Consider the following 13,041-nt stretch of genomic DNA (forward strand, 5'->3'; position numbering starts at 1 on the left):
GGCGGCCAGCCCTGGTGGAGAGGCCGGCGCCCAACCCGCCGGGGCCGGGGGCCGGTACGCGGCCCGCCGGAGCCGAGGGCCGGCGCCCAGCCAGACAGAGCCGAGAGGCCGGCGCTCAGCCCAACAGGTGCGAGTCACGCCACAGTCGCATGCCCGGGGCGCCGACCAGGCCGGCGTCGTCCAGGAACGGCACGATGCGCTCGCCGAGGAACCGCATCGACTCGCGGTAGTGCGGGTTGGTGTGGGCGACCCGCCACGCCTCCCTGGGGTTGAGGCCGACGGCCGCGTAAGCCCGTGGATGTATGAGGCTGCGACAGATGCAGTACGAGACGAGGGCGGTCAGCAGCCGCTGGTAGTGGAGTTCGGCGCGGCCGAGCCCGGCCATGCCGCGGACGACCTCCTCGCGGGCGAAGGTGACGTGGCGCGCCTCCTCCATGATGTGGATGCGGTTCACCATCCGCATCAGGGGCTGGATCTCGTCGCTGCCGGTCATCTCGCGCTGGAGCCGGTCGGTGATCTCCTCGGCGACCAGGATGGAGCCGTACATGGCCGGGCCGTACGCGATGGCCGGCAGGATCTTGGCGACCTGGTGCAGGTGGCGCGGCGGGCCGTAGGCCGGGCAGTCGATGCGTTCCACGAGCCGGGCGAACATGGTGACATGCCGGCACTCGTCGGCGACCTCGGTCAGCGCGTACTGGATGTGCCGGGTGCGCGTGTCGCCGTTGTACGCGGCCTTGACCAGCATCTTCATCAGCAGCAGCTCGAACCAGAGGCCGACGCTGACGATGGTCGCGGCCTCGTGCTTGCCGAGTTCGAGCCGCTGTTCCTCGCTGAGCCGGTCCCACATCGGGGTGCCGTAGAGGGATATGCGGTGGGGCAGGAGGTAGTGCTTGCCGTCGACCAGCGGCGCGTCCCAGTCGACGTCCACCTCGGGGTCGTAGAACTTCTTCGCCGACGAGGCCAGCAGTCGGGCGGCGGTCTTCTCCCTGTCGCCCACCTTCGTATCGGGCAGTGAACGGGCCATGGCGCTCCACTCCTTCACGAACTAAGGTGTTACCCGAGGTAACAGCCACTCTCAGGAGCATGGAATCTCTCGTTACGGGAGTCAAGGGCTCGGCGCCCGCCAGCAACGTCGGCGGATGCGCTCGCGAGCGACGTCCGCGGGCGCGCCCATCGCACGGGCGAGGGCGGCCGGGCCCGCCGCACCACGCCAAGGCGTCGAGGAAACGTCCCAAGGAGCCGTGTAGTGAACGCCGTCACTCCCCCGCAGGAACCGTCGGCCGGCCCCACCCCCGCCACCACACCCCCGCGCGCCACGCAGGGCACGCAGCGCACGCAGGACGCACCGGGCACACAGGACGGGGACAGCCAAGACCACAACCACGATCACGAAGCCGGCTACCGTGGGCCCGCCACGCTGGAGTTCGGGGGTGAGGAGCGCGCCGTCGACGTGGAGTTGCGCGGCACGTTCCAACCGGTCGACGGGCGCTACCACTGGTACGGCCGCGTCATCGGCGCCCCGGAACTCGTCGCCCTTCTCGGCGGCAAGCGCACCGCCGCCCTCGTCCGCACCCCGCAGGGCGAGGCGCGGGGCGAGTTGTCCGACCCCGACCCGTGGGACCGCTACCGCGTCACCGGTACGAGCACCCCGCCCTTCCGCGTCCCGGGCCCGAACGACCCGCCGCCCGTGGCCTGACGGCCCCGCCGAGCACCCTCGTCCCGCCGGACGCCCCCACCCCACCGAGCGCCGCCGCCCCGCCGAACGCCCTCACCCCTGTCTCGTGGCGCGCCCCTGCCCCAGATCCTCGGCGCCCTCACGGCAGCGGCGGGTGGCGGTGCTCCCAGCGCAGTCCGAGGTGGCCCGGCGCGTCGATCCAGTAGGTGTGCGCCTCCCGCGTGACGCGCAGCCGTACCGCGTCGATGCCCGGCTCCCCCGCCGTCCGCCATCCGGTGATCGCGCGCTCCACGGCGTCCCAGAGCGCCAACGGCCCGCCCTGCCGGACCACCCACCCGTCGCCCTCCGGCGCCAGCTCGGCGAACGACTCCCGCCCCGCGTCGATCAGGTACTGCTTCTCCGTCCCCCCGGCCGCCGCCCGCACCAACTGGGCCGTGGGCGCGGCCAGTTGCGCCAGGAAGGCCGGCATCCAGTCGCGGAGCACACCGGGCGCGACGCGCGCGCGGCGGACGCTGTCGGCGTACGCGGCGCGCGCCGCCAGGCTCCCGCCCAGCGGCGCGGCGGCCTGCGCGCGGGCCGGCATGAACGACGACGGGCCGGTGACACGCCCCTCGGCCGTGCCGTCCGCCGCGACGACGACCTTGGCCAGGCCCGTCCCGTACGACCAACTGCCCACCGTGGCCAGGACGATGGCGCCAGGGCGGGCCTGTCGGAGCCAGGTGTGGGGGATGCGGCGCACCGCGCAGGTGGCGATGATCCGGTCGTACGGGGCGCGGGACGGGTGGCCGAGGAGGCCGTCGTCGGTGACGGTCCAGGTGGAGTAGCCGGCGACCTCCAGCGCGTCGTCGGCCCGGCGCGCGAGTTCCGGGTCGGCCTCCACGGTGGTCACGTTGTCCTCGCCGAGGCGGTGGCAGAGCAGGGCCGTGGAGTAGCCGGTGCCGGTGCCGATCTCCAGGACGCGGTCGCCGTCGCGCACCTCCAGCTCCTCCAGCATGCCGACGACCGTGGCCGGCGAGGTGGACGAGGAGGTGGGGTAGCCCTCGACGGGGCCGGTGGCCCGGTCCGGGGTGAGCGTCCCGTCGAGCTGGGTGACCAGCGACTGGTCGCTGTAGGCGAGTTCGGCCCACTCCTCGGGGCGCAGCCCGTCGGGGGTCACGGGTCGCCAGCGCGCGGCGTGGCCCTCGGGCAGGAACACGCCGCCGCTGAGGAACCGTTCGCGGGGCACCGCGCGGACGGCCGCCGCCCAGCCGGGGCCGATGTGCCGCTCGGCTTCGAGGCGGTCGAGCAGGGCGCCGCGCGCCGCGCTCAGGGCGGAGCAGCGGGGTTCGGGTGCGGCTCTGTGGCCATTCATGGCTCTCCTTGGGCGAGGAGGTCGGCGAACGCGGCGGCGAGCGGCAGCCCGGCCGCGTCTTCGAGCCATCCCCACTGGCCGTTGGGGTTCAACTCCAGCCAGTGCAGCGTCCCGTCCCGGCCGAGGGCGAGGTCGAAGCTGCCACTGGCCAGTCCAAAGTGACGCAAGAAACGCACGAGTCCCTCTGCGGTCTGAGTGGGGAGATCGATCACGCGGTAGGTCAGGGCTCCGTAGTCGCGTCGCCAGTCGAGTAGTTCCGAGTCGATGCGTACCGCAAAGACGCGCCCGCCCACGACCACCACCCGCACGTCAGCCGCCTTGTCCACGCGGGACTGGAAGAGGTGCGGCACGACCTTGACGCTCTCGTCCAGCTCCGCGGGGTCCACCGGTTCGGTCCAGGTCGTCAGCCCCTGACCGTCCGAGTCGTGGTACGCCGTCCAGCGCAACGCCTTGTAGACGACGGGTCCGTGGTCCCGCACGAAGGATCGGATCTCCCCCAGGTCGTTGGAGATGAGTGTGGGGGGCACGGTGAAGCCCATGCGGGTGGCGGTGGCGAGCTGGAGGGGCTTGTGTTCGGCGGCGTAGTTGCGTAACGGGTGGTTGACGTACCGGCATTCCGTCAGCGCGTGCAGGATGCCGCCCAGCCCGTAGCGCACCTGGGCCGTGGCGAAGCGCGCGTCCGGCGGCGCCAGGTGCGGGAAGCGGGGCCAGACGGGGCGCCGCCAGTACACCGCGCGCACCTGCTCCAGCGCGGCTGCCCTGGAGGAGGTGCGCAGTGATCCGGACACGGGGGGAGCGCCGGCGCCGAAGCGCGCCGACACGTGCAGCGCGTCGCCGATGTCCGCGGGGTTGAAGCGGACCACGGGGACGCGCCTGCGGTTCAGCTCGGCGATCACCATGCTGGCCGTGACGTCGTCCGGCTCGGTCACGACCAGCACCGGCCCGGCGGTCCGTGGCATCAGTCCTGCTCGCTGTCCTGATCGTGGTCGGTGTCGTTGCGGCTGTCCAGGTTGGTGCTCTCCGCCGCGGTCTCGGTGCCCCGCGCGGTGCCGTGCTTCCCCATCTCGATGACCTGGCCCCGGCTGTCCCAGTACACGGTGAGCTGGGTCGCGGGGTCGACGCCGACGCGGGCGTGTCCGGCCGGGCGTATGGGCGGGTACGGGCGCATCCGCCCCACGCCCCAGGGGCGCAGGGCGGTACGGCCCACGGTGTTGGTCATGTGTTCCTCCGGGCGGTGTGGCTGCGGTGTGGCGATGTCCTCGCTCTCGTTATGTGCCCACTGGAGCGACGCCCGTCGCCGTCCCGACGCCCCGGGTTTCCCCTACCGCCGTGGTGTTCGCAGCACGAGGCGCCCCGCGCCTCCGCCGTCGCGCGCCCCGTCCGCGCCGCGGACGGCGGTCCTCCAGCGCCACGCCGCGCGCCCGCCCCCTCCCGCGCGCCGCCGCGTGTCCGGTCGCGCACCGGCGGCCCACGAGCGGGCGGCGCACGACGGCGCGGGCCGCGGCGGGCGGGCCGCTCCCCAGCCCGCGCTCTCCAGCACGCCGCCGGGGCGAGGAGAGGAAAGGGGGGATCTGTAGGAGGAGTTGCCCGGCGGTGTCGCTACGAGGCGACCGTCCTCGTAGCGGCCGTCAACGAGTGGCGGTGACTGACCACCTCACGACGGCGCTGCGTAACAGCGGATGACCACCGTCTGGTGCGGACTCCACCGCTGCTCGACGGTGGCCATCAGCTCCCAGCCGAGCCGCTCATACAGGGCTGCCGCCGCGGTGTCCGATGCGACGACATCGAGCACCGGATGCAGGCCACGTCGCCGCGCTTCCTCCACTGCTTGGCCGATCAGCAGTGCACCGATCCGGTGCCCCCTCGCCTGCGGGGCAACGAACAGCCTGCTGACAACGGCGGTCGTGTCCCGCGTCGCCCCGCTCCGCTCGCTCCACAACGTCGGGGCCAGATCGCCTTCGCCGCCTCGCGACAAACTGACATGCCCGACCAGGCCGCCTTCGAGTTCGGCGACCCAGGAGCCCAGCAGGGGGCCGCGTGACAGCCACTCGCCGGGCTGGGCCGGCCAGTTCACCGGGTAGCCGTCGCGCGCATGGACCTCCGCGAGGACCCGCACGCACTCCTCGACATCGCCATCAGCCCTGTGCCGGACCCAGCGGCTCGGCCTCTCGTCCGGCACCCCGGAGCTCTCGATGTTCACTCGGGCATGGAAACACAGGCCACAGAGTCACAACCAGCCACTTTCGATACAGGCCCCAGCCAGCCCGGCCGTGCCCGAAACTCCCAGAACACCCGAAACCCCTCACCCCGCACCCCGCCCGGAGGGCACCCCGCGTGACCCACCTCATCGTGTTGGCTATACAACTTCGGTTACGGTGGCCGCCATGGACGACGCTCCCCCCTGTCCCCCTGACCTCCCCTGCCCCACCGACCACGCACCGGCCGCCCGCGCGCGTGAGGTGCCCGCCGCCCGCGCGCGCCAGGTGTGCGCGTGACCCCGGTCGTCGCGGCGGTCGTCCTGATCGCGGCCGTCACGCACGCGAGTTGGAACGCGATCGCGCACGGCTTCAGGGACCAGCTCCTCGCCTTCACGCTGGTCTCCGGTGGCGGCCTGGTGTGCGGGCTCGGCATCGCCGTGTGGGCGCCCGTGCCGGCGGCGGGGGCCTGGCCGTATCTCGTGGCCTCCGCCGTGATCCACGTGCTCTACCAGGCGCTGCTGATGCGCTCGTTCCGGCTCGGTGACTTCGGGCAGATGTACCCCATCGCGCGCGGCACGGCGCCGCTGGTGGTGATCGTGCTCGCCGCGGTCTTCGTGCACGAGAGACCGGGCGGCTGGCAGACGGCGGGCGTCGTCGTCGCCTCGGCCGGCCTGGTCGGCCTCGCCCTGTGGGGCATCCGTGGCTCCGGCGCCCGGCCGCACTGGGCGGCGTTGGCCGCTGCGGTGGCCACGGGCCTGTCGATCGCCGCGTACACCGTCGTGGACGGCGTGGGCGTGCGCGCCTCCGGCACCTCGATGGGCTACATCGGCTGGCTGATGATCCTGGAGGGCCTGGCCATCCCCGCGTACGCGCTGGCCACCCGGCGCGGCGCGCTCGTCGGCCAGCTCCGGCCGGTGGCGGTGCGCGGCCTGGGCGGCGGGGTGCTGTCGGTCTTCGCGTACGGGCTGGTGCTGTGGGCGCAGACCAGGGCGCCGCTCGCGCCGATCGCCGCGCTGCGCGAGTCCAGCATCATCGTGGGCGCCGCGATCGGCGCGCTGTTCCTCAGGGAGCGGTTCGGCACGGCCCGTATCGCCGCCGCCGGTCTGATGGTCGCGGGCATCGGCCTGATGCTCTACGCCGGCTGAGCCGGACGGGGCCGAGCCGGACCACCACCGGGCCCGCCCGGCCCCGAGCCGGCACCCCCGCCCGACCCCGAGCCGGCCGCCGGCTACCGCAGCACGCCGAGCGAGACGAAGTCGTAGCCGCCCCCGTACGCGCTGGTCGTCGTGACGTTCGTCAGCCGTGGGTTGCGCCAGATCAGCGCCTTCTCGAAGGTCAGCGGCAGGTAGGCGGCGGCGTCGGAGACCTTGTGGTTGATCTGCTGGTCGTCGCTCTCCGCCCGCCCCGCGTCCTGGTTGGTCCGGGAGGTGTCGAAGAGCTTGTCGAGCGCCTTGTCCTTGAGGAGGGCGACGTTGACGTTGCCCTGCGGCGTGATCCGGCGCCCGTCGGCCAGCGGCTCCAGCATGCCGCGCCCGGTCGGGTAGTCGGCGCTCCACCGCCTGAGGATGATGCCGTACCCCTTGCGCTTGACCTGGTCGGGCTTGCCGATCGTCGTGGCGAGTTCGGCGAACGGCAGTTGCTCCACCTTCGCCGTGATCCCGACTCGCGCCAGCGACGCCTTGATCACCTCCGCGATCGCCACGTCCTGCGGCCCGTCCGAGACGGTCACGGTGGTGCGGAAACCGGTCGGCTTGCCGCACTCCTTCAACTCCTGCCGCGCCCGCTCCAGGTCCGGCGCGCCGCCCGAGCGCTTGGTGCCGTACGGGTCGTAGTCCGGCTCGCTGCCCGAGACGCCCGGCGGCAGCAGGTGCGGGGCCAGTTCGTCGCCCACCTGCGGGCCGCCGATCGCGGTCCGCACGGACCGCTTGTCCGTCGCGTAGAAGACCGCCCTGCGGCAGTGCACGTCGTTGAACGGGGCGACGTTGGAGGCCAGCGCCGCGTAGCGGACGATCCCGGTGTACGGGTTGTCCATCTGGGCCTTCGTCTTCGCGTCGGCCAGCAACCCCACGCGCTGGCTGGCGTCGACGCCGAAGGCGCTGACGTCCAGGTCGTAGCGGCCCGCGCGCAGCGCCGCGTCCCGCGTGGTGGGCGAGGCCACGATGTCGAGGGTGATTCGGTCCGGCAGCGCGGTGCGCACCGGATCGGAGGACCGCTGCCACCGCTCGTTGCGCACCAGGGACAGCGACTTGCTCGGCTGGTACGCGTCGAACTTGTACGGGCCCGAGGAGAACGGCCGCTGCGCGTACTTCTCCCGGGTGTCCTTCGCCCGTGGCACCGGCGATGCGGAGGGCATCGCGAGCAGGTGCTCGAAGTCCCGGTAGGGCTGCGGCAGTCTGAACGTGATCGTCCGGTCGTTCGGCGTCTCGATCGCGCGCAGGCCCAGCTTGTCCTTCGCCTTGTCCTTGTACGGGCCCGGATAGTCGCTCTTGGGGTCGAGCACCTCGCGCAGGTAGGAGGGCCCGCCGCTGATCACGTCGGCGGCCCAGGCCCGCTCGATGCCGTACTTGACGTCCTTGGAGGTCACCGGCGAGCCGTCCTCCCAGGTGGCCCCGGGGCGCAGCGTGTACGTGTACGTCTTGCCGCCGTCCCCCACCCGGGCCCGCCCGGTCGCGAGGTCCGGCACCAGGCGCGCGGGCCCGGCGCCCGGCTCGCCGGCGTAGGTGAGGAGTTGGCGGGTGTAGAAGCGGGAGAAGTTCCACACGAACCCGAAGTAAGCGCGCTGCGGGTCCCAGGAGTCGGCGTCCATCGTGGAGACGAACCTGAGGGTGCCGCCCTGCCGCTTCGACGGGTTGACGACGCCCTTGGTCGCGGCGTCGTACGCGGCGGCGCCGGGCCCGCCACCGGGCTTGTCGCCCTCGGCCCCCGGGCTCCCGCTCGCGCTCTGGCTGGACTTGGGCCGGTCCGACGGGGCGTCCTTGCCCCCGTCGTCTTCCGGCCACACGACGGTGATCACCGCCCCGGCGACCACGGCGAGGGCCACCGCCAGCGCGCCGTACCGCACCCGCCGTTGCCGCCACCACGGCCCGTCGGACCCGTCCGCGCGCGGCGGCGCGAACCCCGCCCCGGCGCCGGGCGCGGACGGCGCGGCCTGCGCCGGTGGCGCGCCCGGGGCGCCCGACTGCGGCCCGAAGGGCGGGGGCGGCGCCGGTAGCGATCCGGGGTACGGGGCGGGCGGCGCGCCGTACGGGGCGGGTTGCGCACCCGGCTGCGCACCCGGCTGCGCTCCCGGCTGCGCGGGTGGCGGCGGGACGGCGTGCGGGCCGGCTGGCCCGGCCGGTGGGGCCGGCGGCTGGCCGGGCTGCGCGGCGGGCTGCTGTCCCGGCGCCGCGCCGAAGGGCGGTGGTGGGGTCGCGTCGAACGGCGGCGGGGCGGCGCCGAAGGCGGGCGGAGGCGCCCCGAACGCGCCGGGTTGCGCCGGCGCGGGTTGCGCCGCCCCCGGCGCGGGTTGCGCCGGCGGGGCCGGCGGGTGCGGGGTCGGTGGCGCGTCTACAGGTGGCGCGGCCTCGGGTACGGCATCGGCGGGTGGCGGCGCGTCCTCGGGTACGGCATTCGCGGGCGAAGCCGCAGCGGCGTCCGGCACGGGGGCTGCCCCGGCGTCGGGGCTGGCCTCGGAACTGGCCGGGTCACCCGCCGTGCCCAGCGTCACGGTCGGCGTCGTCGCCGGCGGCGTGGCCGGCGGCAGGGCCCGGAGCAGGGTCGTCGCCCCGAAGGGCGCGGCCCCGGTCGTCGTGGCCGCGTTGCGGACGAACGGCACCCGGCCCGCCTCGGCCGCGCCGCTCAGGTCGCGGCGCTCGGGCAGCGCCCGCTCCCGGCCCGCCAGGCTCGCGCGGCCGTGCTCGTACACCGTGTCGAGCCGCAGCACCTCGGGCCCGTACGCGATGCCGTCCGCCGCCACCCGCAGCAACTCGCCGGTGAAAGGGGTGTGTTGGCCCTCTTCCGAGGCGTACGCGTCGACGTCGCCGGTCGCGGCGACCAGCAGGTAACCGTCGGCGAGCTGGGCCGCGTCGGCCACCGCGACGGCACCGCCCGACACATCGGACGCCGAGCCGGGCGCCGATCCGGACGCCGGGTCGGACGGCAAGCCCGGCACCGGTTCGGTGAGGCAGCAGTCGAGCAGCACCACCCGGCGCCGCGCTCGCCCGGACAACACGGCCTGGCGCAGCGTCGCGTAGTCGAGCCCCGTGGCCGACCGACCCGGCGCCGGAGCGGCCGGGCCGAAGACCAACTCGCCGCTCGCCGGGTCGACGCGGCAGCGTCCGGCCACGTACACCAGCAGGACGTCGGTGGCCTCGGCGGCGGCGGTGCGCACGGCGGCGACGGCGTCGGAGGTCACGGGTTCGGCCAGTACCGCGCAGTGGTCGCGGGCCAGGCCCCAGGAGCGGTCCGAGGTGAGAACGTCGGCGAGCGCGACGAGGTTGGCCGCCACGGCGGGCAGCGGCGCGATCTCGGCGTTACCGGTGGTGCCGATGAGTACGGCGCGGGACGCGGCCGGGTCGGGCATGACCTCCACGGCTACCACCCCCGTCCCGCACCGGCCACCGCTCCGGCGGGTGGCCTGGCCCCCCGCTGTCCTTCGGCCGCTCCGACAACCATCCGCACCGTTCCCCCTCGACCTGCCTCATGTGCCACACGCGGAGCACCGATTGTGCCCCGGCGCCGTAGGGCGGTCCACACCGGACGCGCGGACGCGCAGGTCAGCGGCCGGACGGCCGAGGGTACGCCGCGCCCTTCGCCGCGCCCCCGCCCTCCCGCGCGACGACGAGCGCCGGGGCCATCCCCACCGCCGCCCCGAGCCCCACCGCCAGCGCCGCGTCATCCGCGCACGCCACCTCAGCCGTCGCCCACCGACGCCGGTGCCGGCACCCGCGCTCGTGCGCGCAGAGGCAGTCGGGCACCTCCACCACGTCGGCGTCCGTGCACCACCCGCCGTCCACCAGGAGCGTCAGCTCGGCCGGCGCCCCGCCCACCGCCGGCCGCTCGTCAACGGCCAGCACCCGGTGCAGGTTCGGCAGCCCGATCCCCACCGCGTCCGCGACCCGCACCGCCGCCGTCACCACCCGCTCCCCGGGCCGTACGATGACGCCCGGCGGCTCCCAGACCTCCCGGTCACGGGCCAGTTGCACCTGGAGCACGTGCGGCCAGCCGGCCGTCGTGACGTCGGACGGATCGTCCGCGTTACGCGGCTTCCACACCACCAGCACCACCCGCAACCGATGCGCCCCCCTCACGCGCCACCCCCACAACCCGACTGCCCCGGTGCCTCCGGCACCCGGAACCCACACTCCTCGGGCGTCTTCCCGTTCGCCGTCATGACCCCAGCCGCCCCGAACCCGTCCGACCAGAAGTACGCACCCGCCCCGGCAAGGGCGTCCAGGGTGAGTTGCACGTGCCGCGCATTGGGTCGGATCTCGTTCCTCTTCGCCGCCTCCATGTCGAACAGCGAGTTCTCGTACGCGAACTGGAACTCCCGGTCAGTTACGGCCCGCCAGCCGCCCGCCGCCCCATTCCCTCCGCCATCAGCGAGAAAGAACCTCAGCACGACACCGGCCACGGTGTGAATCTCGTGCTCGCCGGAGAGTACGTAGCGCAGGGCGCGCGTGTATCCCCCCGAGAATCCGGACTCGCCGTCCGTGGCGGGCGGTACGTCGTCGGGTTCGGTCGCGTCACTCACCGGAACCTCCCGCACGGTGCCGGGGGCAGCGGCAGGGCCCCCAGGCGGTGGGCAGGTGCAGCACCTCAAGTTCCCCACGGGTGACGGCGTTGGGGTCGACATGGACGGTGGTGGGCGGGGCAACCGGAACCGGCTGTTCGCCGGGGCGTTGGCGGTAGACCCGCAGGGTCAGCGTGTGCAGTTCCATACGACGGTGCTCGTTCCTCACGACGGCTGACAACGTCACTTAGGCGCAGCGGAGTTGGCACTTGGCAACACGAATGCTGAGCACAGTGACAGATGGTGATCGACTCCTCACAGGATTGCGCTGCGGGGGCTACGCTCACAACCGGCGACCCGGTACCTGGGAATCGCAGGTACCGCCCATACGAGAAAGGCATGCGAATGAAACTCCATGCCCTGCCCAGTGAGGGCATCAGGGCTACGGCACGCACGCTCCCGGGACGGCACCTCAAACGCTTACGCGAACAGTCGGGCCTCTCACTGCGTGCGCTCGCAGAAAAGCTGCACTACCCGCACTCGTACATCAGCCGCGTCGAGCACTACGAACAACTACCGTCCGAAGCATTGGCGAAGGCGCTGGACGAATTCTTCGCAACAGGGGGCCTGTTCGGTGATTTGCTCACCATCGCCCAGGACTCCATGGTGACGAAGCAAAGCCGGGACTGCTTTCCCCTGGAGTCCAAGTCCATTCGCATTCAGGTCTTCAGCAGCAACCTGGTGCCCGGACTATTACAGACCGAGGAGTACGCCAGAGGGGCGTTTTCGATCGGGCTCGCGAGGGAAGACTTGCCCGCCTTGGAGGAGATCGTGGCGTTCCGGCTACGAAGGCAGGAGCTCTTCAAGCGCGAAGACCCCCCGCAGTACTGGGCGATCATGGATGAGTCGGCCTTGCGGCGGCTGACAGCCGACCCCCGCCTCATGACCATTCAGCTAGAGCACCTGCTCCGCGTTGCAGCAGAGCCCCACATCACCCTTCAAGTCATGCCATTAGCCGAGCTCTTTCACCCGGTGATGGGCGGCAGCCTCACCTTGCTGACGCTGGAGAACGGAACGACAACGGCCCTGCTGGAAAGCTATGCCGCTGGCGAAGTGATTTCTGCTCCCCGGCAGGTCGTTGACCACCAGCACAGGTTCAACGTGGCATGCGCACAGGCCCTGACACCAGCCGATTCACTTGCCCTGATCCGCCACTACTTGCGGGAGTACACGTAAACGGCGGCCTCACGGCGAGCGACCACCCCGCCCGCCGCGAGGCGACTACTCCCCCGACAAAGCCCGCCGCAAGGCGACATTGCTCACCAGCAGCCCGCCGTCAACCGGCAACGTCACCCCGGTGATCCACGCCGCGTCGCTCGACGCGAGAAACGTGATCGCCGCCGCGATGTCCTCGGGCTCGCCCACGCGGCCCAGCGGATACTCCGCGCTCGCCCGCCGCAGCGACTCGTCACGGCCGTCCCACACCGGCGTACGCACCGTGCCGGGCGCGACCAGGTTGACTCGTACGCCGCGCGGCGCCGCGTGGCCGGCGAGCGTACGCGTCAGGCTGGCCAGCCCGGCCTTGGCGGCGCTGTAGGCGTGGTTGCCGAAGTCCTGTTCGCCGTTGACCGATCCGACGCTGACGATCGCGCCCCGGCCACCCGCCCTGGCCAGCTCCGGGAGCGCGGCACGCGCGCACCGGAACGCGCCGGTCAGCGTGATGTCGAGGTCGCGCTCCCACTCCTCGTCGCCCTGGTCCTCGAAGAGGTCGGTGTCCGGGTTGCACGACAGGGCGTTGTTGACCAGCACGTCGAGCGCGCCGAACCGTTCGACGGCCTGCCGCACCGCGGCCTCCACAGCCGCCCGGTCCCCCACGTCACACGCGAGGCCGTGGGCCACTCCGCCCGCCGCCCGGATCTCCTCCGCGACCTCCTCCGCGCGCGCCCCGTCGAGGTCGGTGACGAGCACGCTCGCGCCCTCGTCGGCGAACCTGCGGGCCGTCGTCGCGCCGATGCCACGGGCCGCCCCGGTGATCAGTACGCCGTACCCCTCGAACCGCCGCATCAGGTGCCGCCCTTCCGCCGTTGATCATCTGGTCCCGGCAGGG

13 protein-coding genes are annotated in these 13,041 nt (G+C 73.1%); 3 read left to right on the plus strand and 10 right to left on the minus strand.

The annotated features are described in order from the left end of the window. Positions 1-115 precede the first annotated feature (115 nt). Positions 116-1,024, minus strand: a complete 909-nt coding sequence (locus tag AC3CHW_RS12185; RefSeq protein ID WP_488470461.1) for an AurF N-oxygenase family protein — start codon at positions 1,022-1,024, stop codon at positions 116-118. A 222-nt stretch (positions 1,025-1,246) separates the two neighbouring features. On the opposite strand from AC3CHW_RS12185, the gene AC3CHW_RS12190 reads away from it, so the two are divergent. Further along, entirely contained in the window at positions 1,247-1,696 is a 450-nt protein-coding gene (locus AC3CHW_RS12190; RefSeq protein ID WP_488470462.1) for a DUF4873 domain-containing protein, read from the plus strand. 118 nt (positions 1,697-1,814) lie between these two features. Here AC3CHW_RS12190 and tgmC read toward each other — a convergent pair whose 3' ends face one another. The 4 genes from tgmC to AC3CHW_RS12210 all read right to left on the minus strand — a co-directional run bounded on the left by tgmC (position 1,815) and on the right by AC3CHW_RS12210 (position 5,142). Beyond that, positions 1,815-3,026 (minus strand): ATP-grasp peptide maturase system methyltransferase, encoded by a 1,212-nt coding sequence (gene tgmC / locus AC3CHW_RS12195; RefSeq protein ID WP_488470463.1) that lies wholly within the window; start codon positions 3,024-3,026, stop codon positions 1,815-1,817. Next, positions 3,023-3,985, minus strand: a complete 963-nt coding sequence (gene tgmB, locus AC3CHW_RS12200; protein WP_488470464.1) for an ATP-grasp ribosomal peptide maturase — start codon at positions 3,983-3,985, stop codon at positions 3,023-3,025. Before tgmB ends, tgmC begins: the two co-directional genes overlap by 4 nt. Beyond that, complete coding sequence (tgmA, locus tag AC3CHW_RS12205) at positions 3,985-4,245, minus strand: putative ATP-grasp-modified RiPP (protein ID WP_176163677.1); 261 nt, start codon at positions 4,243-4,245, stop codon at positions 3,985-3,987. The genes tgmB and tgmA overlap by 1 nt, the downstream gene beginning before the upstream one ends. A 435-nt stretch (positions 4,246-4,680) precedes the next feature. Next, a complete protein-coding gene (locus tag AC3CHW_RS12210; protein ID WP_488471027.1) occupies positions 4,681-5,142 on the minus strand; it encodes a GNAT family N-acetyltransferase in 462 nt (153 codons plus the stop codon). 375 nt (positions 5,143-5,517) lie between these two features. Between AC3CHW_RS12210 and AC3CHW_RS12215 the strand changes: the two genes are divergently transcribed. After that, on the plus strand, positions 5,518-6,369 hold the full coding sequence (locus AC3CHW_RS12215) for an EamA family transporter (protein WP_488470465.1): 852 nt from the start codon (positions 5,518-5,520) through the stop codon (positions 6,367-6,369). Positions 6,370-6,452: 83 nt separating this feature from the next. Here AC3CHW_RS12215 and AC3CHW_RS12220 read toward each other — a convergent pair whose 3' ends face one another. The 4 genes from AC3CHW_RS12220 to AC3CHW_RS12235 all read right to left on the minus strand — a co-directional run bounded on the left by AC3CHW_RS12220 (position 6,453) and on the right by AC3CHW_RS12235 (position 11,142). Then, positions 6,453-9,785 (minus strand): caspase, EACC1-associated type, encoded by a 3,333-nt coding sequence (locus AC3CHW_RS12220; protein ID WP_488471028.1) that lies wholly within the window; start codon positions 9,783-9,785, stop codon positions 6,453-6,455. A gap of 193 nt (positions 9,786-9,978) precedes the next feature. Further along, entirely contained in the window at positions 9,979-10,512 is a 534-nt protein-coding gene (locus tag AC3CHW_RS12225) for an NUDIX hydrolase (protein ID WP_488470466.1), read from the minus strand. Then, the gene (locus AC3CHW_RS12230) at positions 10,509-10,955 is read right to left on the minus strand and encodes a hypothetical protein (RefSeq protein WP_488470467.1); all 447 of its coding nucleotides are present in this window, start codon (positions 10,953-10,955) and stop codon (positions 10,509-10,511) included. The genes AC3CHW_RS12225 and AC3CHW_RS12230 overlap by 4 nt, the downstream gene beginning before the upstream one ends. Beyond that, positions 10,948-11,142 carry a hypothetical protein gene (locus tag AC3CHW_RS12235; RefSeq protein WP_488470468.1) on the minus strand — a complete coding sequence of 65 codons (195 nt, stop codon included), beginning with the start codon at positions 11,140-11,142 and terminating at the stop codon, positions 10,948-10,950. Before AC3CHW_RS12235 ends, AC3CHW_RS12230 begins: the two co-directional genes overlap by 8 nt. A 197-nt stretch (positions 11,143-11,339) precedes the next feature. Here AC3CHW_RS12235 and AC3CHW_RS12240 point away from each other — a divergent pair, with 197 nt between their 5' ends. After that, complete coding sequence (locus tag AC3CHW_RS12240) at positions 11,340-12,170, plus strand: helix-turn-helix domain-containing protein (protein ID WP_488470469.1); 831 nt, start codon at positions 11,340-11,342, stop codon at positions 12,168-12,170. A 45-nt stretch (positions 12,171-12,215) separates the two neighbouring features. Here the strand turns inward: AC3CHW_RS12240 and AC3CHW_RS12245 are convergent, their stop codons facing one another. Next, on the minus strand, positions 12,216-12,998 hold the full coding sequence (locus AC3CHW_RS12245) for an SDR family NAD(P)-dependent oxidoreductase (protein ID WP_488470470.1): 783 nt from the start codon (positions 12,996-12,998) through the stop codon (positions 12,216-12,218). Between the last annotated feature and the right edge of the window lie 43 nt (positions 12,999-13,041).

This window comes from Streptomyces sp. MGP-BFMKR1 (assembly GCF_057766585.1).